The following is an 18,527-nucleotide window of genomic DNA, read 5'->3' as shown; positions in this document are numbered from 1 at the left end:
CAACGGAATGCGGCGCCGACCGCATGCGGCGGGGGATCACCCCGCACCACCGCCGGTTCGCACGGCGTCGCCCGGTGAGGACGGCCCCGATGCCGCGGACGTGCACGAGCCAGAATCCCGCAGGGCCGCAATCCGCCCCGCGAGCCCGTTCTGAAATCATCACTTTAACGTTCGTTCAGTGACCCTAGACACGGCGCGGCAGGTAGCACAAGAGGACGAACGAGGGCGTTCTTGACGTCCCGCTCGACCGCCCCATAGCGTGCGGAAATCCCTGGTGCGCAAGGCGTAGTGCCCGCACCGGTTCCAGTGCTCTCAGGAGGGTTCGTGACGACAACGGCCGAGCAACGGGTCAGCTGCACCATCACCGACGGCGTGGCGGACGTGCGGCTGAACCGACCGGACAAGCTCAACGCGCTCGACCAGGCCATGTTCGACGCCCTCGTCGCGACCGGGCTGCGGCTGCGCGAGGACGACGGCGTGCGGGCGGTGGTGCTCTCCGGCGAGGGCCGGTCCTTCTGCGCCGGCCTGGACTTCGCCAACTTCCAGCAGATGGCCGACGGCAGCGGCCGGCTTCCCGACCGCAAGTCCGTCACCACCGAGCCGATCGGCCCGGCGAAGGCGCGCGGTCAGCAGGCGGCGCACGTGTGGGCGACGCTGCCGGTGCCGGTGATCGCGGCGGTGCACGGCGTCGCCTTCGGCGGCGGCCTGCAGGTGACGCTGGGCGCGGACATCCGGCTCGTGGCGCCGGACGCGAAGCTGTCGGTGATGGAGATCAAGTGGGGCATCGCGCCGGACATGACCGGCACCCAGCTGCTCCCGGAGCTCGTGGGCCGCGACGTCGCCAAGGAGCTGACCTACACCGGCCGCGTCATCAGCGGCGAGGAAGCCGCCGCCCTGGGCCTGTGCACCCGCGTCGAAGCCGACCCGCTGGCCGCGGCCCTCACCCTGGCGGCCGAGATCGCCACCAAGAGCCCGGAGGCGATCCGCTACTCCAAACAACTCCTCGACATGGCGGGCCGCGTGACCCTCGCCGAGGGCTTCGAGGCGGAGCAGACCGCGATCAAGGCCCTGATCGGCAGCCCCAACCAGGTCGAAGCGGTCAAGTCGAACCTCGAGAAGCGCGCCCCGAACTTCGCCGATCCCACCACCTGACCCCCGACGTGCCGGTCGCGGTGGTCCGCAGTTTCAATTGAAACTGTGCCTGAGCACTGGGAGACCGGACCACAGTTTCAATTGAAACTGTGGTCCGGTGTCCGGGACCGCTGGGAGGGGCAGTTTCAATTGAAACTGCGGCGGGGGGTCAGATGCCGTCGGGGCGCCTGGGCCAGGGCGGGATGAAGTCCGGGTAGTCCTGGCTGACCTTGAGCGGGAACTCGGCCGGGCGCTTGGCCAGGAACGACGCGACGCCCTCGGCCGCGTCGGCGGCCGCGCCGAGGTGGTTGATGCCCTTGGAATCCAGGCGGTGCGCCTCCCACGGCGAATCCGCGCTGAGCATGCCCCATAGCAGCTGGCGAGCCACCGCGACCGACACGCCCGAGGTGTTGTCGGCGATCTCGCGGGCGATCGCCCGCGCCGTCGGGAGCAGCTCGTCGTCGGGGACCACGCGGGAGACCAGGCGACCCGCCAGCGCCTCCCCGGCGCCGAAAACCCGGCCGGTGGCCACCCACTCCATCGCCTGCGAGATGCCGACGACGCGCGGCAGGAACCACGTGGAGGCCGCCTCCGGCAGGATGCCGCGGCGGGCGAAGACCAGGCCGAACCTCGCCGACTCGGCGGCCAGCCGGATGTCCATCGGCAGCGTCATGGTCACGCCCACCCCGACCGCCGGGCCGTTGAACGCCGCGATCACCGGCTTGCGCGACGCCGCGATGCGCAGCGCCACCGTGCCGCCGCCGTCGCGCGGCACACCGCCGATCTCCCCCGCCTCCCGGCGGGTCTTCGCGCGTTCGGAGTCGGCATCGGCGTTGAAGGTGTCCGCGCCGGAGCTGAGGTCCGCGCCCGCGCAGAAGCCGCGGCCCGCGCCGGTGACGATCACCGCGCGCACCGAGTCGTCGGCGTCGGTGGCGTCGAAGGCGTCGATCAGCTCGGCGCGCATGGTGTGCGTGAAGGCGTTGAGCTTGTCCGGCCGGTTCAGCGTGATGGTCGCGATGCCGTCGGCGACCTCGTAGGCGATCTGCTGGTAGCTCATCGCACCATCCACTCGCCGGTGAACACCGCTTCCGTCTTGTTCACGAACGCCTCCCGCGCGGCCGGGCCGTCCGCGGTGGCGAAGTTGATGGTCTGGGCGCGGGCCTCGTTCTCCAGCGCCTCCCGGAAGCTCTGGTGCGAGCCGGCGTGCAGCATGTCCTTGCTCTGCGCCATCGCGATCGGCGGGCCCTGCGCCAGCCGCCCGGCGATGTCGGCGACGAACTCGTCGAGCTCGTGGTCCTCCTTGATCCAGGTGACCAGCCCGAGTTCCAGGGCTTCCTTCGCGCCGATGATCTCGCCGAGCAGCGCGAGCCGCTTCGCCTGCTGCATCCCGACGATCCGCGGCAGCAGCCAGGACCCGCCGAAGTCCAGCGACAGGCCGCGCTTGGCGAAGATCTGCGAGAACCGCGCATCCGGCGTGGACACCACCAGGTCGCAGCCCAGCGCCAGGTTCCAGCCCGCGCCGACGGCGACGCCGCGCACCTTCGCCACCACCGGCTTGGGCAGTTCGTACAGCGCCAGCGCGATGTCGTTGATGCCGTGCATCCGGTGCAGCGGGTGCTGCGAGCCCCGGTCGCCGCTGAGGTCCGCGCCGGCGCAGAAGTCGCCGCCCGCACCGGTGAGCACCACGGCTCGCACGCTGTCTTCGGCCGCCGCGTGTTCGAGCGCCTTCCGCAACGCCGACCAGGTCGGCCCGTCGATCGCGTTCTTCCGGCGCGGCCGGTCGATCGTCACCGTCAGCACGGGGCCGTCCTGGGCCAGCAGAACCGTGTCACCGTCCATTGTGCTCACACGTTCCCATCGTTTCGCGTGCGGCGGCGCGATCCGCCAGCCGTGTATCGTTCGTTAAGTTAGCATCCGGTGGCATCACCTCCCAAGCATCGATCGGCGCTTGAAAACCACGCGGCACAATGGAAAAGTCGAGGCTCGGGCGCCTCGGCGCGCGCCCGGATCCGACCCCGGCGGGGAAGGAGAACGATGGCCATCAACGACGATGACGATTTCCTGCGCGCGGCGATCGACGAGGCCGAGATCCCGGCGCTGCTGCCCGCGCTCGCCCAGCTGACCGGCGACCTGTCGCTGCTGCGCGACGACCTGCGCCCCGATCCGACCGACCGGTTCAGCCCGCAGGGCGCGCTCGGCGACGAGCAGCTGGCCGCCGCCCGCGAGCTCGCGCTGCGCACGCTGGCCGACTGGCGCGACCGGGGCTGCCCGACGGCTCCGAAGTTCGCCGACGGCCAGGTTCGCCGGCTCATCGAGTTCACCACCAGCGGCGCCCTGGACGACTACTTGCCGCTGCTGGTGGAGGAACTGGCCCACGACGGCGACCCGGGCCGGCCCGACTGGACGAAGGCCGAGCTCGCCGCCGACGCGCCGCTGCACGTGGTGATCATCGGCGCGGGGATGTCCGGGCTGGCCGCCGCGCACCGGCTGCGGCAGGCCGGGGTGCCGTTCGAGATCCTCGAGAAGAACGCCGACGTCGGCGGCACCTGGCTGGAGAACACCTACCCGGGTTGCCGGGTCGACGTCACCAACCACCTCTACAGCTTCTCCTTCACCGGCAACCACGACTGGCCGGGGCACTTCTCGACCCAGCGGGCGCTGCTGGACTACTTCCGGGACTTCGCCGACGAGCAGGACCTCAAGCGGCACATCCGGTTCGGCACCGAGGTCGTGGCGGCGGAGTACGTCGAGGCCGAGCACTGCTGGGAGCTGGAGGTCCGCGACGCCGGAGGCTCGCGGCGGCTGCGGGCGCAGGCGGTGATCAGCGCCGTCGGCCAGCTCAACCGGCCCAGCTACCCCAAGATCAGCGGCCTGGCCGACTTCGCCGGGCCCAGCTTCCACTCCGCCCGCTGGGACCACGACGTGGACCTGACCGGCAAGCGCGTCGCGGTGATCGGCACCGGCGCCAGCGCCGTGCAGTTCGTGCCGATCATCGCCGAGCAGGCCGCCGAGGTGCACCTCTTCCAGCGCACCCCGCCGTGGCTGGTGCCCACCCCGGACTACCACGACCCGGTGCCGTCGGGCCTGCGGTGGCTGCTGCGCAACGTGCCGCACTACGCCAGGTGGTACCGGTTCTGGCTGTTCTGCCGCTCCGCGGAGGGTGTCCTCCCGGCCGTCGCGGTCGATCCGGACTGGGCCGGCGATCCGCGCTCGGTGTCCGCGCGCAACGAGGAACTCCGGCAGCTCCTGGTCGCCTACCTCGAGATGAGCCTGCCCGACGATCCCGAGCTGGTCCGCAAGATCACCCCGCAGTACCCGCCCGCGGCGAAGCGGATGCTGCGCGACAACGGCACCTGGCCGGCGACGCTGCGGCAGGAGGACGTGCACCTGGTGACCGAGCCGATCCAGGAGGTGACCGCGACGGGCGTGCGCACCACCGACGGGCGGCAGCACGACGCCGACGTACTGATCCTGGCCACCGGCTTCCAGGCGTCGAACTTCCTGACGCCGATGCGGGTCACCGGCCGCGACGGCGTCGACCTGCACCGCCGGTGGGGCGGCGACGCCCGCGCCTACCTGGGGATCACGGTGCCGGGGTTCCCGAACTTCTTCATGATCTACGGGCCGAACACCAACATCGTGGTCAACGGCAGCATCATCTTCTTCTCCGAGTGCGCGGTGAACTACATCGTCGGCTGCCTGCGCCTGCTGCTGGAGCGCGGCTCGGCCGCGCTCGAATGCCGCGCGGAGGTGCACGACGGGTTCAACGCCGACGTCGACCGCGCGAACCTGCTGATGAGCTGGGGCAAGTCCACAGTGCACAGCTGGTACAAGAACGAGCACGGCCGGGTGGCGCAGAACTGGCCGTTCTCCCTGATGGAGTACTGGAAGCGCACGAAGCGGCCCGACCCGGCCGATTTCCTGTTGCGCGGCGGAGGAAGCGAGTGAGCATGTCCGAAGTGGAGTACCGGCAGTCGCGGTTCTCGGCACCGGCCGGATCCACCGATGTCCTGCTGATCCGGCACGGCGAGTCCGAACCGGCGCGACCGGGCCGGTCGTTCCCGCTGGTCGACGGCCAGGGCGACCCGGAGCTGGCGCCGGCTGGCCGGGAGCACGCCGAGCAGGTCGCGCGCCGCCTGGCGGATGAGGACCTCGACGCGATCTACGTGACCACGCTGCGGCGAACGGCCCAGACGGCGGCGCCGCTGGCCGCCCGCCTCGGCCTGGCGCCGCGGGTCGAGCCCGGCCTGCGCGAAGTGCACCTGGGCGACTGGGAAGGCGGGCTGTTCCGGCAGAAGGTCGCGGAGAACGACCCGGTGATCCAGAAGATGCACGCCGAGCAGCGCTGGGACGTCATCCCTGGCGCGGAATCCACCGAGGACCTGACCACCCGGGTGCGCGAGGCGGTCGAACGCCTCGCCGCCGCGCACCCGGACCAGCGCATCGCGGTGTTCACCCACGGCGGCATCATCGGCCAGGTGATGGCCATGGCGGCGGGCTCCCGCCCGATGGCGTTCCTGGGCGCGAACAACGGCTCGATCTCGCAGATCGTGGTCACCGGGGACCTCTGGATCGTCCGCCGCTTCAACGACTCGGCCCACCTCGACGAAGGCCTGAGCAAGGCCGCCAGCGCCCTGAGCTGACACCCGTGGGTCTTCCGGCCAGCGCTGCCCGGAAGACCCACGACCCGATCCCCGCGGCAAGCTCACGGCACCGGTGTCCGCTGCGCTGCCACGGCGGTGCGAGCCTTGCGGCGCGCACAGCATCGTCAGCACGTGCGGGTCGATGACGCCGGGCGGCACGTACGCATCGCCGACGGCGACGCGCTGCTCGGCGGGGCGTCGCTGGATGCGTCGCGCCGCCCGCTGATTACGCGCCGCGCATGGCATTCCCCTGCCTGAGGCGAGCAACGTAGACGGTGTTGGCAGATTTCCCGCCCCCATATGGATTGTCGAAGTCCACTACGTGAGCTTCGGCGGTCGCGAAGACCGCGGCGAGTGTTGAGGCGAAATCCTCGTCCGGCGGATCATCGGACCACAGTGCGAACACCCCGCCCGGTTGAAGGTGTCGGGCGAGTCGCTGCAGCCCTTCGGTGGTGTAGAACGAGACGTGGCCGGGGTCCAGGACGTGACGGGGCGAGTGGTCGATATCGACGAGGATCGCGTGGAACCGCCGACCGGGCACATCCGGGTCGAACCCCGCGGCCGCACGGGCCATGGCGAAGAAATCACCGTGCACGAAACGATTTCGCGAGTCGCCGGACAGCGACTCGCCCAACGGCAGCAGTCGGCGCCGGTGCCACTCGATCACCTCGCCCAGTCCTTCGACAACGGTCAGCGAGCGCACACGCGTATCCTCCAGCGCGGCCCGCGCTGTGTAGCCGAGCCCGAGCCCACCGACCACGACGTCGAGACCAGTGTCCGGCAGCCCGGCCAGACCCAGCCTCGCGAGCTCGACCTCGGCGACCGTGAACAGGCTCGACATCAGGTACTCGTCGTCGAGCTTGACCTCGTAGACGTCCACTTCGAGCAGCGGATCCCGTCGGCGCCGCAGGCTGATCACGCCGATCGGCGTCTCCCGCCAGTCGATTTCCTCAAAGCGCAAGCTCAATTCCGCCATCCGATTCGGGTCGGCTTCTCGCTGCGCCATGCGCACCCGGCGCGCGATCACCGGGCCACGTCCACCGCCCGGTCGGACGCGTGGCAGCCGACGTGGCCCGGCTTCGATCACGCGGGCTGCATGGCTTGCGGCGTCATCTGACGGCACATGCCGGCACACCGCGTCATCATGTCCGCCAACTCGGACATCTCCCGACTTTCCATCCGCCTGCACGCCTCGGCGCTCATCTCGCACATGTCCGCGCACATCCCGCACATCCGCACGCACATCTGCACCATGTCCGAACTGACTTTCGCCATGCTCGAACAGCGCATCATCATGTCCGCGCACATGCGACACATGTCCGCGCAGGACATCATCATCATGCTCATCTGCATGGCCGGCTCGCTGTGGATTTCCATGCAGCGGGACAGCATCTGCTCGCACATGTCGTGGCACTTGTTGCACGTTTCGATGCATTGCTGCATTTCGGCGCTCATCTGTCGTGTCATTCGTGAACCTCCAACGATCTTCGATCCGATCGAGGGGCGAACACGGGCGCGCAAGCGCGCTCCGGTTAGCGCCCCAAGGAGCTCTGCGTACTCCTGACCAGGCAAGATCGCACGTCGTGGCTACGAGTTCCGGCTCCGACCGTGAGTTGGGGTCACCCATGTCCGCCGACGTTCATCTCGGTCCTCCCCACGAGCCACGGCAGGACGGAACACGCCCGTGCGTACGTTCGGGACACTACGCATCCCGAACGTACGCACGGGCTTGAGCAGCGGAAAAGCTACTTCAGGACCAGGGAGCGGATCGCTGCGGCGGGGTCGCCCTGCGTCATCAGGGCGATCGCCGGGGTGGTGACTCCGTTGGCCATGTACTGCTGGATCCGCTCCCGGCAGTGCGCCGCCGGGCCGTGGACCACCAGAAGGAGGTGAGCCTGTCGTGCGCCCCCGAACTGGTGGTCGTCGTCGACCGCCAGGATCTTTCCGAGATGCTCACCAGCTACCTGGAGAACGCCTTCACCCACGGACGCCCACCGGTCGAGGTGCGGGTCACCGAGCGGGCCGGGTGGGTCGAGGTTCGGGTCTGCGACCGCGGGCCGGGTGTTCCGAGCACGTTCGTCCCCCGCTTGTTCGAACGCTTCAGCCGCGAGGCGCGCGCCCGGAAGGCACCGGGCTCGGCCTGTGGATCGTCTGCGAGCTCACCAGGGCGATCGGCGGTGACGCCTGGTACGAGCCCAACGACGCCGGAGGCGCCTGCTTCTGCCTGCGCATGCCAGGAGGAACGCGGGCGAGCGCCGCATGACGGACCCCGCACAGATTGAGGGCCCCCGCACCTGCGGAGACCCTCAACGAAACGCTGCTCGAGTCAAACGAGCGTCTTTCGCACTTCTGAACTCCACTGATCCCCTCACCATGGGGCTCAGGACTACGAACGTCCTTGCCGTTGGACCATGCGTTCCTCTCGGGGCTGTCGTGACATCGCCCCTACGGTTTCCTGATCCTTCCAATCGCTCAACCGCACCTTCAGTACACACCTGAACAGGGCAAACGTCAATGTTCGTGCCTCGATGGTCTTTGGCGAACTCCTCGGACCGCCCCGCTCCCGGCACGCTGGCGCGCCGGGAGCGGGCCTTTCGATTCCGCCCGAAATCGCGACTACTTCAGGCCGAGAGCCCGGACGGCCGCGGCAGGATCTCCTTGCGTCATCAGGGCGATCGCCGGGGTGGTGACTCCGTTGGCCATGTACTGCTGGATCCGCTCCCGGCAGTGCGCCGCCGGGCCGTGGACCACCAGGTCGTCGACCACGGTGTCCGGGATCGCCGTCAGCGCCGCCTTCCGGTCGCCCGACTCCCACGCCTGCCACATCGGCTTGAGCTCCTCGCGCCCCAGCCACTCGTGGAACGCCCGGTAGACCGGCACGTTCATGTACGCCGCGATCTGGCGCCGGGCCACGCCGCGCGCCGTTTCCGCGTCCGTGTCGGGCATGACGAAGATCCGCGCCACGATCTCCTTGTCCGGCCCGCCCTCGTGCACGTGCGGGACCACGGTGCGCACGTCGTCGACGGACAGCCAGTTGATGATCGCCCCGTCCGCCTCCCGGCCCGCCAGCCGCAGCATGCCCGGCCGCAACGCGGCGACCAGCAGCGGCGGTGGCGGATCGGCCACGACGCCGGCGGTGAAGCCCTGCACCTGGAACGTGTCGTAGTTCTCGGTGACCTTCTCGCCGCGCAGCGCCTTGCGCAGGAACCGCAGCGTGTCGCGCACCCGCTTGTAGGGCTCCTCGAACGGAATGCCGTTCCAGCGCTGCACGATCACGTTCGACGACGTGCCGATGCCCAGTGCGAACCGGCCTGGCGCGGCCGCCGCCAGCGTTGCCGCGCTCATCGCCAGCGTCGCCGGGCCGCGGGTGTAGACCGGGACGATCGCGGTGCCCAGCCGCAGCTCCGGCGCCCACGCGCTGGCCAGCGCCAGCGGGGTGAACGCGTCGGCGCCGTTGGCCTCCGCCGACCACACGTCGGTGTAGCCCAGGTCCGGGAGTTCGGCGATCAGCTCCCGCTGGTCGGCCAGCGGCAGCCCCTGGAGCGGGATCGTGATGCCCCAACGTCGTTCCACGACAATCCCTTTCGTCGTTGCGTCACGGACGCGCGTAGCGCGCCTTGAGCTTTCCCTTGACCAGCTTCCCCGTCGGCGTCCGCGGGAGCTCGTCGAGGAAGTCGACACTGCGCGGCGCCTTGTAGTGCGCCACCCGCTCCCGGGCGTAGGCGAGGATCTCCCGCTCCAGCTCCGGCCCTGGCTCGGCGCCCGGAGCCGGCTGCACCACCGCCTTGACCGACTCGCCCATCTCGTCGTCGGGCACCCCGAACACCGCGACGTCGAGGATGGCCGGGTGCAGCGCGAGCACGTTCTCCACCTCCTGCGGGTAGATGTTCACCCCGCCGGAGATGATCATGAACGCCTTGCGGTCGGTGAGGAACAGGTAGCCGTCCTCGTCGAGGTAGCCGAGATCGCCCATGGTGGCCCAGTTCTCGTGCTCGGCGTGCTTCACCGACCGGGTCTTCTCCCGGTCTCCCAGGTATTCGAAGGTGATCTCGTCCCGCTGGAAGTAGATGCCGCCGACCTCGCCGGGCGGCAGCAGCCGGCCGTCGTCGTCGCAGATCCGGACCTCGCCGAGCACCGCGACGCCCACCGAGCCGGGTTTTTCCAGCCACCGCGCGGAATCGATCATCGTCATGCCGATGCCCTCGGTGGAGGCGTAGTACTCGATCAGGATCGGACCCCACCAGTCGATCATCTGCCGCTTGACGTCGACCGGGCACGGCGCGGCGGCGTGCACCGCGACGCGGTGCGTGGAGAGGTCGTAGCGCCGCCGGACCTCCGGATCGAGCTTGAGCATCCGGACGAACATGGTCGGCACCCACTGGCTGTGCGTGATGCCGTAGCGCTCGATGGCCTGCAGGGCGCCTTCGGCGTCGAAGCGCTCCATCATCACCACCGTTCCGCCGAGCGCCTGCACCGACGCGCAGTACCGCAGCGGCGCCGCGTGGTACACCGGCGCGGGTGAGAGGTACACGGCGTTCTCGTCGAATCCGTAGACGCCGCGCAGGAGTTCGACGAGCGTGTCGCCGGGCTCGTCCACCTGCCGGTCCGGCAGGTTCGGCTTGATCCCCTTGGGGCGCCCGGTGGTTCCGGACGAGTACAGCAGGTCCGCGCCGCGCGGCTGCACAGCGGGCACCTCGTCGGACGCGGCGGCAAGGGCCTTCTCGTAGTCCTCGTAGCCGGGCACCGAGCCGCCGTAGGCCATCCGCACGCGCACCCCGGGAACCCGGTCCGCGACGTCCTCCGCGAGCTCGCCCAACGCAGCCGAGACCACCAGCGCGCTGGCGCCGGAATCGTTGACGATGTATGCGATCTCGTCGGATTGCAGGTGGTTGTTGACCGCGCACACGTACAGCCCGGAACGCACGGCCGCCCAGTAGACCTCGTAGGCGTGGACCGAGTTGTCGGTGAGCAGCGCGACCACGTCGCCCTTGGTCAGCCCGGCGGCGCGCAGCAGGTTCGCCAGCCGCAGAGATCGATCGTCGAGTTCACCGTAGGTCAGCCGCTCCCCCGAGCCGGCCATGATCAGCGCCGGCTTGTCGGGGTTCGCGGCGGCGTGGATTCCTGGATACATGCGGCTTCTCCTCGAACCTCATGCGACGGTCACACGATGCGCTCCAGTTCCCCGAACAGCCGCTTGTTCTGCTCGGCGTTGGGCACCACGAAGGCGCCTTCGGCTTCCACCAGCACGGTGTCGGGATCGTCGGCGGTGCTGATCGTGGCGATCGAGCTTGTCCACCGCCCGTCGAGCCGGATCACGCGGCCGACGATGCGCAGCGGCGCCTTCAGCGGCACCGGACGCCGGTAGCGGAGCGCCAGCTTCACGGTCATGCCGGGCTTGCCGTTCGCGGCGTGCGCGTGCCCGAGGATCTGGTCCAGCAGCAGCGCGCTGATGCCGCCGTGCACGTAGCTGGGCGGCCCCTCGTAGGCCAGGCCGAGTTCGCAGGTGCCGATCGCGACGCCGTCGACGATCTCCACCTGCATCGGCGGCGCGATCGGATTGCCCGGCCCGGCGGCCGGGCTGTACATCCGGCGGGGCCGCCGACCGTCGTCCACAGTGGCCGGTTGGCCGCGTTCCCGGCGCGCGGCGGCCAGCGCAGGCACCAGGGCGCGGATCTGCTCCGCGGTCTCGACCAGCGTCTCGGTGTCCACCTCCGTCGACACCGCGGCGTCGGTCAGCTCGCGCAGCGCGGCGCCGAGTTCGCGCACCGCGCGGCGGCGCTCCCGCAGGTCGGTTTCGGGATCGTGCGACAAGGCGCTCACTCACCTCGCCAGACCGGTGCGCGCTTCTCGGCGAACGCCAGCGCGCCTTCCTGGGCGTCCGCGGACTTGAACACCGGAGCGCTGATCTCGGCCTGGTTCGCGAACGCCTCCGCGTCGGTCCAGCGGACCGCCCCGGCCACGATCTGCTTGGTAGCGCGGACGGCCAGCGGCCCGTTGGCGGCCACCCGGGCGGCCAGCGCCTTCGCCCCGTCCAGCGCGCCGCCGGGCTCGGTGAGCTCGTTGACCAGGCCGTGGGCGTGGGCGACCTCGGCGGTCAGCGGGTCGCCGGTCAGCGCGACCTGCATGGCCAGCTGGTACGGCAGCGCCTTCGGCAGCCGCAGCAGGCCGCCCGCGGCCGCTACCAGGCCGCGCTTGACCTCGGGCAGGCCGAACTTCGCCTCGCGGGAGGCGACGATCAGGTCGCAGCTGAGCGCCAGCTCGCAGCCGCCGGCCAGGGCCCAGCCCTCGACGGCGGCGATCAGCGGCTTCGACGGCGGGCGTTCGGTGACCCCGCCGAAGCCGCGACCGGGGATCGACGGCCGCTCACCGCGGGTGAACGCCTTGAGGTCCATGCCCGCGCAGAAGGTGCCGCCCGCGCCGGTGAGGATGCCGATCACGGCGTCCGACCGCTCTTCGAGCTCGTCGATCGCGGCGGCCAGCCCCTCGGCCACGGTGCGGTCGACCGCGTTGCGGGCCTCGGGCCGGTCGATCGTGATCACGGCGACGCCATCGGCGATCTCGGTCAGGACGCTGTCACCCACGCTGTCTCCTCCGGTTAGGCAAAGAGCGGCCTCCAGTTTCGCCTGCCCGCCACCGGCAGTCCAGACCGACCGTCCGGTCTGACGCAGATCGAGCGCCGCACGGACCCATAGCCACGACCAATAGCAGCCGCACAGCCGGGATCCCGGACCGAGAAGGCTTCTGTGGTGCCACCCGCACCGCCACGCAAAACGCCCATGGAACCGCCTATCGTGCGGTGATGGATCTGCGGCTGGTCGAGTACTTCGTGGCGGTCATCGACCACGGCAGCGTCACCAAGGCGGCCCAGGCCCTCTACATCGCGCAGCCGTCGTTGTCGCAGGCGATCCGGAGCCTGGAGCGGCAGCTCGGGGTGCAGCTGTTCCACCGCACCGGCCGCCAGCTGGTGCTCAGCCCCGACGGTGAGGCGTTCGTCGAACCGGCCCGCCGCATCCTGCGGGACGTCGACCGGGCGCGCAGCGCGGTGCACGACGTGCGCGCGATGGGCAGCGGGCAGCTGGACATCGCGGCCCTGGCGACGCTGGCCGCGCACCCGCTGCCGGAGCTGGCGGGCGAGTTCCAGCGGCGCTATCCCGGGGTGCTGCTCAACGTCATCGACCCCGGCGGATCGGCCCGCGTCGCGGACGAGGTGCGGCGCGGCAACGCCGAGCTCGGCCTCACCAAGCTGCCGCCGCAGAACTCGTCGCTGCGGTCCCAAGAGCTGTGCACGCAGGAGATCGTGCTGGTGCTGCCGCCCGAGCTGGCCGACCGGCTGCCCGACCCGGTGCCGCTGGAGGCGGTCGCGGGCATCCCGCTTGTCCTGGAGTTCACCGACAGCACCACCCGCACCATCGTCGACGACGTCCTGGATCCGGCGGTGCAGACGGTCGCGGTCGAATGCGCGAACCGGCAAGCGGTCTGGGACCTGGTGTCGCACGGCGCGGGCGCCACGTTCCTCCCCCGCCACCTCGCCGAAACGGAACTCGAAGGCGTGGTGCTGCGCTCCACCGCGCCGGAAACCTGGCGCAGCGTCGGATTCGTGCACCGCCCGGGGCCGCTGTCCCCGGCTGCCGAGGCGTTCCTGGAAATCGCCGGGATCGACGTTTCCGCTGGCCAGTGACCGTGCGCATTTTGTGTCGCCATAGAAACTGGGCTTTTGTTGCACCACTGTTATGCAGTGGCTTTGCTGGTCAAGCGGTCTGATTGGGCTTGTCGGAGGTAGGTGGCCCCACCTACAAGGGAGGGGCTGTGCTCTCTTCCCATCGACCTGGCGGAGCCCGATCAGGCAGCGTCAAGGGGCACATTTCGGCTTGAGCGAGGTTGGCGGAGTCGGCCCCTTGACGCTGCCTGATAGCCCTTGTGGAGGTCGATGAGAAGAGGGCACGCACCAAGCGGACCGCAGCGTTGCAGCTCCACTCTTCCTGGAGACCTGCCGGGGGTCTGGGGGCGGCGAGCGCCCCAGTTAAGTACTGGAGGTTTGCAAGGCGGTCAGAGTGCTCCTGTGCGCGTTGGCTATGCTGCCCGTACCGAGTGAGGCGGGGCGGCTGAATCGGCGTGAGGCATGGCCCCGGACAGCGTGGTTGCGACTTGGTAGCGCCGAAGCCCTTTCCCCGGTTGACCGCTAACAACCGGGGCCGCGCAAGGGGAAGTAGCCTGGCCACGCGATGTGTCTGCAACTAACCGAATACGGCAACCTGCATCGTCCGGTAGCGCGGAACCGGCGTAACGGTGTTGGGGTGTGCCTTGTTCGGCGACGTGTTGCTCGCGATTGCTCTTACGGTCGGCGTATTGGTTGTGGGAGCGCCCTGGGCGCTAGTCCGCATCTTGAAAGCGTGTCGTGAGGTGGAGAAGCTGCGTTCGGTGACGTTCCGTCTGCGTTTCCGCCGTGCATCGGTAGAGCTTGAGATCAACAAAGACGCCTAACCCCTGGCGTCCGTTCAATGGTGGTCGCCGGGGTGCGCGGGCGCGGTCGGCCGCCAGGCCGCAGGCACAAGCCCGCGCGGGTCCCCGGCGGGCGCCGCCTTGGCGGCGCCCCTTGGTCTTCCCTCTCCTTCCACTGATGTCAAAGATTAAAGCCCCACGGGTTATCTTTGAAATCATTTAGTTCAGGTTGTCAGTTCGACAAAATTTTGGCTCAGTTTCCGCAATTATCTGCGGATCGACCTGCGGATCACCCGCTTGGCGGCACTGCTCCATTCGGGCGACATTTCGACGTAAGGCAGACGAACATGCCGATTACGTTATATAAGATCAACTTGTGACGAGTCCAAAAGAAGAGCCGACGAGGCCAAAAGAAGAGGCTCTGCTGAAGCTAGATCAGAAGATCACCGTAGCTTCGGATCTGCTAAGGCGAGCAAAAAGGCGCGCACGAATTGGCGTGCTGGCCTTGATTATTGCCCCCGTTCCACTTGGCGCAGCAGCGGTGGCCTGGTATGTACTCCCTCCCGGTGATCGTCTTAGCCTAAGCTTCTTATTAATTATTGTTGGCGCAACGCTCGGCGGGTATGGGGTTTGGACTCGTTACAAACCAGGCGTGTTGATCACTCCGAACGAATCAGGTTTCTGCAAATGGAAGAATAATGAGCGCGTACCCCCAGCAAGTCTAGAACTTGAGTGCGCCCTGCTTCGACAAGAAAGATTTAGCCATCCGGATGTAAAGAAGGTAGATCACGCGGAGAGGCGCGCGGCCCACAAAGAAGAGGTAATGTTCTACGTCGATGAGCTTCGCCAGCAGGCAACTCAGAATCGCAGACTAAACCACATAATGCAGGTAACAACCATCGTTGGATCCCTTGGCGCCACCGGGTTGACTAGCCTATCTTTCGCCCTGGAAGCTTTTCGAACAGTAGCTCTTGTTATCAATTTCATTGTCGGTGCAGCATCTGGAGTGGCCGCCTACTTCAAATACAAAGATCGAAGCTTCTATGCGCAGCAAACCGCCAACGCTATAGAGCAAGAGTGGCACGCCTATAGCCTAGGGATCGGAAAATACGCAAAGGAGAAGGAAGACGGCCGCGCTCTCGTTCTCTTTTCCGAAGAGGTTCATCGCCTACGCGTCGAGCAGAAAAATCGCGAACAGAACTTGGATCAACCCTCTAAGCGGCACTCCGAAGGGGAGTAGCGTCATGGCGCATGCGGAAGCCCCTACGCTGGAATTAACGAGAAAAAGAAAGAAATTAATGAGCCCTAGGATCCTTGTTGCCGCGACTGCATTTTTGTGCATTGGCTCGATTACATCCTGTGCGGCTAGCTACGATGAACGAATGGAGTATCTTCGCGAAACTTCTTTGCGTGGCATCGAGACAAATAGCCTTCTGCGGGGGCAAGGAAAAGAGATCACGGTCGAGAGCTGCAAAAATGCCAACTTGGCCCTCAACAACGATGCTCCTAGCGACCGGGGCGGCCCTGATGCGCATAAGACCGAAGCATGGGCACAGCTCATCGAGGAAACTTTTGTGTCCGCCTGCGTGTCTGGAAAATTCTAGCTGCCTTCTTGCGGCGACTCACCGCCTGTGTCTCTAAGGCGGAGATTAGTGTTATTTATCGAAGCAGATTCTGCCCACATTTCTAATCGGATCTTTCAAAAGAAGCTCTCAGGGTGTCCGTTCAATGGTGGTCGCCGGGGTGCGCGGGCGCGGTCGGCCGCCAGGCCGCAGGCGCAAGCCCGCGCGGGTCCCCGGCGGGCGCCGCCTTGGCGGCGCCCCTTGAATCTAGTAGAGAAAAATTCGGCAACACATCGCGTTAAGTCGTTGTCGTGGTTCGACTGATGCTTGACACGCTGGCTCCACCTGATGCTTGACACCGCTGGTCACAGGTTTGATCACCCGGACGTCGCCGTTCGGGGTGGAGGGCCTGGGCCTGATGCTGGTGGAGCTGAGTGTGGTCGAGCAGCGGTATCACGCCGTGATGGAAGTTCTGGCGGGCATTCCGGTTACGGAGGTCGCGACCCGTTACCGGGTCTCGCGGCAGTCGGTGCACACCTGGGTGAAGCGCTATCGGGAGGGCGGGCTGGCGGGGCTGGCCGACCGTTCCCACCGGCCCCGGTGCTGTCCACGTCAGGTCGACGGGCAGATCGAGGCGTTGATCTGCGAGCTGCGACGCGCTCATCCCGGTTGGGGACCGAGGCGACTGGTGCACGAGCTGAAGCGCCGGGAGGTCACCCCGGTGCCCTCCCGGTCCACGGTCTACCGGGTGCTGATCCGGGCGGGCCTGCTGGAACACACCACCCGGAAACGCAAACGCGGCGACTACCGGCGCTGGGAGCGGTCCACGCCGATGCAGCTGTGGCAGATGGACATCGTCGGCGGCGTGTTCCTGGCTGATGGCACCGAAGCCAAGGTGGTGACCGGGATCGACGACCACTCCCGGTTCATCGTCTGTTGTGACGTGGTCGCCCGGGCCACCGGCCGCGCGGTGTCCACCGCGTTCGCTCACGCCCTGAAACGCTACGGCGTTCCCGGGGAAGTGTTGACCGACAACGGAAAACAGTTCACCGGCAAGTTCGGCGGGCCACGCGCAGGAGAGGTGCTGTTCGACCGGATCTGCCGGGAAAACGGCATCACCCACCGGCTGACCCAGGTCCGCTCACCCACCACCACCGGCAAAATCGAACGATTCCATGGCAGCCTGCGGCGGGAACTACTCGACCACCACGACCCGTTCGACTCGATCATCCACGCCCAAGCAGTGATCGACACCTGGGTCACCGACTACAACATCGACCGCCCGCATCAAGCCCTGAGCATGGCCTCCCCGATCGACCGGTTCACCAGCACCGACAGCGGACCAGAACAACAAGCCGCGGTCCTGCCGCTGGTGCTGCCCGCCGAACTCGACGTCATCAACGGCCAGACGCCTGACCCAGTCGTCGAGACGGAGCCAGCCCCGGCGATCGCCACCATGCCGGCGAACCTGTTGCGCTTGAAGGAAATGGGGCCTTCCCCGGCCGCCGCGCCGATCACCATCGAGATGGACACCGTCGTGCCTGCCTCGGGCAACATGTCGGTGCGGGGCCAACAGCTCTGGCTCGGTCCCGACCGGGCCGGGACACCGGTCACCCTGCGGATCTCCACCACCCACCTGCGGGTGCTGCTGGCCGGTGTCCTGATCAAGACCGTGGGCTCGAAACTGGCCGCCTCCGACCTGCACGCCCTGGTGCACAACGGCAAAGCCCGCCAGGTCGACGAGGCTCCCACCGCCCAACAGCCGACCAGCACCGTCATCGAGGTCGAACGGACCGTGAACGCGGCCGGCTGCGTCGGCCTGGCAAACAAGGCGGTCAGCGTCGGCTTCCCGCTGGCCGACCGACAGGTCGTGCTGCGGTTCGAGACCACCACCATGACGGTGCTCGACGCCACCGAACGGACCCTGCTGCGCTCGATGCCCACCCCGTTGACCACCAGGGCGGTGGCCTACCTGCGCGGCGCTCAGCCCGGCGGAACCCCACCCACACCCCCGCCGACCGGACCGGTCACGGTCGAACGGATCGCGTCCAGCAGCCGCAGTGTCATGATCGGCCGCCAACGCATCCAGATCGGCCGCAACCACGCCCGCAAACTCATCACCGCCACCATCGACGACCAGCACATCCACGTCCACGACGGCCCGAACCTACTGATCACCGTCCCCCGCACCACCTGAGGTTCCCCCGAGAACTCGGAGGGTTGGTTAGCTGACTCCAGTTGGGGACGTTGGGATCGTAGCTGCCGCTGGCTCGGCTTCCTGGCTGGCGTGCCAGGCGGTCTCGTACTCGTCCGGAGAGAGCCGGCCCAGGTCTTTCTGGATGCGCTGGGTGTTGTACCAGCCGTCGATGTAGTTGAAGATCGCGTTCTCCGCTTCGTCACGGGTTCGCCACGAGTTCCGATACACCAGTTCGATCTTCAGCGTGGAGAAGAAATTCTCCATCAGGGCGTTGTCGTAGGAGTCGCCGACGGAGCCCATCGAGGGAAGAATCCCGTTGTCCGCCCACCGATTGGTGAAGCGGATAGCGGTGTAGGTCGAGCCGCGGTCGCTGTGGTGGATCAGCTGGCCGTCACGAACATCGCGGGAGAAGATGGCGTATTCCAGCGCGCCGAGGACCAGGTCGGTGTCACACCGGTCGGAGCAGCGCCAGCCCACGATGCGGTTGGAGAAGGCATCGCGGACGGCCGCCAGCCAGAACACGCCCTCACTAGTGGGGATGCGGGTGGCGTCGGC

At 67.9% G+C, this 18,527-nt stretch carries 16 protein-coding genes and 2 pseudogenes; 8 read left to right on the top strand and 10 right to left on the bottom strand.

The window, feature by feature from the left end; genetic code table 11:
* Positions 1–324: 324 nt before the first annotated feature.
* Positions 325–1,152, top strand: coding sequence for a crotonase/enoyl-CoA hydratase family protein (locus BLW84_RS31220; protein WP_093272604.1), 828 nt, complete (start codon positions 325–327; stop codon positions 1,150–1,152).
* Positions 1,153–1,300: 148 nt separating this feature from the next.
* On the opposite strand, the gene BLW84_RS31215 is transcribed toward BLW84_RS31220, so the two are convergent.
* Together BLW84_RS31215 and BLW84_RS31210 are read right to left on the bottom strand one after the other, a co-directional pair.
* A complete protein-coding gene (locus BLW84_RS31215; protein ID WP_093272601.1) occupies positions 1,301–2,188 on the bottom strand; it encodes a crotonase/enoyl-CoA hydratase family protein in 888 nt (295 codons plus the stop codon).
* Positions 2,185–2,970 carry an enoyl-CoA hydratase/isomerase family protein gene (locus BLW84_RS31210; protein ID WP_093272598.1) on the bottom strand — a complete coding sequence of 262 codons (786 nt, stop codon included), beginning with the start codon at positions 2,968–2,970 and terminating at the stop codon, positions 2,185–2,187. Before BLW84_RS31210 ends, BLW84_RS31215 begins: the two co-directional genes overlap by 4 nt.
* A 195-nt stretch (positions 2,971–3,165) precedes the next feature.
* Between BLW84_RS31210 and BLW84_RS31205 the strand changes: the two genes are divergently transcribed.
* Positions 3,166–5,079, top strand: a complete 1,914-nt coding sequence (locus BLW84_RS31205) for a flavin-containing monooxygenase (protein WP_093272596.1) — start codon at positions 3,166–3,168, stop codon at positions 5,077–5,079.
* A 2-nt stretch (positions 5,080–5,081) separates the two neighbouring features.
* Entirely contained in the window at positions 5,082–5,774 is a 693-nt protein-coding gene (locus BLW84_RS31200) for a histidine phosphatase family protein (RefSeq protein WP_093272593.1), read from the top strand.
* 226 nt (positions 5,775–6,000) lie between these two features.
* Here the strand turns inward: BLW84_RS31200 and BLW84_RS31195 are convergent, their stop codons facing one another.
* From BLW84_RS31195 to BLW84_RS47850, 3 genes are all read right to left on the bottom strand, one after another.
* Complete coding sequence (locus BLW84_RS31195) at positions 6,001–6,735, bottom strand: polyamine aminopropyltransferase (protein ID WP_218157548.1); 735 nt, start codon at positions 6,733–6,735, stop codon at positions 6,001–6,003.
* Between the two features lie 122 nt (positions 6,736–6,857).
* Positions 6,858–7,166 (bottom strand): four-helix bundle copper-binding protein, encoded by a 309-nt coding sequence (locus BLW84_RS50660; protein WP_478398682.1) that lies wholly within the window; start codon positions 7,164–7,166, stop codon positions 6,858–6,860.
* Between the two features lie 353 nt (positions 7,167–7,519).
* Positions 7,520–7,759 (bottom strand): hypothetical protein, encoded by a 240-nt coding sequence (locus BLW84_RS47850; protein WP_177226785.1) that lies wholly within the window; start codon positions 7,757–7,759, stop codon positions 7,520–7,522.
* Between BLW84_RS47850 and BLW84_RS50450 the strand changes: the two are divergent.
* Positions 7,724–8,037 (top strand): annotated as a pseudogene (locus BLW84_RS50450) (sensor histidine kinase). The gene BLW84_RS47850 and the pseudogene BLW84_RS50450 overlap by 36 nt on opposite strands.
* A gap of 353 nt (positions 8,038–8,390) precedes the next feature.
* Here the strand turns inward: BLW84_RS50450 and BLW84_RS31180 are convergent.
* The 4 genes from BLW84_RS31180 to BLW84_RS31165 are packed head-to-tail and all read right to left on the bottom strand — an operon-like array spanning position 8,391 to position 12,355.
* On the bottom strand, positions 8,391–9,347 hold the full coding sequence (locus BLW84_RS31180; protein ID WP_093272586.1) for an LLM class F420-dependent oxidoreductase: 957 nt from the start codon (positions 9,345–9,347) through the stop codon (positions 8,391–8,393).
* 22 nt (positions 9,348–9,369) lie between these two features.
* Positions 9,370–10,905: an acyl-CoA synthetase gene (locus BLW84_RS31175; RefSeq protein WP_093272583.1), complete on the bottom strand. Its 1,536-nt coding sequence runs from the start codon at positions 10,903–10,905 to the stop codon at positions 9,370–9,372.
* Between the two features lie 29 nt (positions 10,906–10,934).
* Positions 10,935–11,594: a PaaI family thioesterase gene (locus tag BLW84_RS31170; protein ID WP_093272581.1), complete on the bottom strand. Its 660-nt coding sequence runs from the start codon at positions 11,592–11,594 to the stop codon at positions 10,935–10,937.
* Positions 11,591–12,355, bottom strand: coding sequence for a crotonase/enoyl-CoA hydratase family protein (locus BLW84_RS31165; protein ID WP_093272579.1), 765 nt, complete (start codon positions 12,353–12,355; stop codon positions 11,591–11,593). The genes BLW84_RS31170 and BLW84_RS31165 overlap by 4 nt, the downstream gene beginning before the upstream one ends.
* Positions 12,356–12,573: 218 nt before the next feature.
* Between BLW84_RS31165 and BLW84_RS31160 the strand changes: the two genes are divergently transcribed.
* The 4 genes and pseudogenes from BLW84_RS31160 to BLW84_RS31145 all read left to right on the top strand — a co-directional run.
* Entirely contained in the window at positions 12,574–13,452 is an 879-nt protein-coding gene (locus BLW84_RS31160) for a LysR family transcriptional regulator (RefSeq protein ID WP_093272577.1), read from the top strand.
* Between the two features lie 1,137 nt (positions 13,453–14,589).
* Positions 14,590–15,453: an SLATT domain-containing protein gene (locus BLW84_RS49410; protein WP_245761517.1), complete on the top strand. Its 864-nt coding sequence runs from the start codon at positions 14,590–14,592 to the stop codon at positions 15,451–15,453.
* A 4-nt stretch (positions 15,454–15,457) separates the two neighbouring features.
* A complete protein-coding gene (locus BLW84_RS46610; RefSeq protein WP_143061166.1) occupies positions 15,458–15,817 on the top strand; it encodes a hypothetical protein in 360 nt (119 codons plus the stop codon).
* Positions 15,818–16,205: 388 nt separating this feature from the next.
* Positions 16,206–17,477 (top strand): annotated as a pseudogene (locus tag BLW84_RS31145) (IS481 family transposase); the annotation flags it as partial.
* 522 nt (positions 17,478–17,999) lie between these two features.
* On the opposite strand, the gene BLW84_RS31140 reads toward BLW84_RS31145, so the two are convergent.
* A partial coding sequence (locus tag BLW84_RS31140) for an IS3 family transposase (protein ID WP_143061165.1) occupies positions 18,000–18,527 on the bottom strand: 528 nt, incomplete at its 5' end.

It is taken from the genome of Saccharopolyspora shandongensis (genome assembly GCF_900106995.1).
Taxonomy (GTDB): domain Bacteria; phylum Actinomycetota; class Actinomycetes; order Mycobacteriales; family Pseudonocardiaceae; genus Saccharopolyspora; species Saccharopolyspora shandongensis.
Note: the sequence above shows the minus strand (reverse complement) of the source record. Positions and strands in the feature narration are given on the sequence as shown.

Bases quoted from the DNA above. Each gene is read 5' to 3' on its own strand.
- BLW84_RS31215 (WP_093272601.1), bottom strand. From the start codon at position 2,188: ATGAGCTACCAGCAGATCGCCTACGAGGTCGCCGACGGCATCGCGACC.
- BLW84_RS31210 (WP_093272598.1), bottom strand. From the start codon at position 2,970: ATGGACGGTGACACGGTTCTGCTGGCCCAGGACGGCCCCGTGCTGACG.
- BLW84_RS31205 (WP_093272596.1), top strand. From the start codon at position 3,166: ATGGCCATCAACGACGATGACGATTTCCTGCGCGCGGCGATCGACGAG.
- BLW84_RS31200 (WP_093272593.1), top strand. From the start codon at position 5,082: ATGTCCGAAGTGGAGTACCGGCAGTCGCGGTTCTCGGCACCGGCCGGA.
- BLW84_RS50660 (WP_478398682.1), bottom strand. From the start codon at position 7,166: ATGCTGTCCCGCTGCATGGAAATCCACAGCGAGCCGGCCATGCAGATG.
- BLW84_RS31175 (WP_093272583.1), bottom strand. From the start codon at position 10,905: ATGTATCCAGGAATCCACGCCGCCGCGAACCCCGACAAGCCGGCGCTG.
- BLW84_RS31160 (WP_093272577.1), top strand. From the start codon at position 12,574: ATGGATCTGCGGCTGGTCGAGTACTTCGTGGCGGTCATCGACCACGGC.
- BLW84_RS46610 (WP_143061166.1), top strand. From the start codon at position 15,458: ATGGCGCATGCGGAAGCCCCTACGCTGGAATTAACGAGAAAAAGAAAG.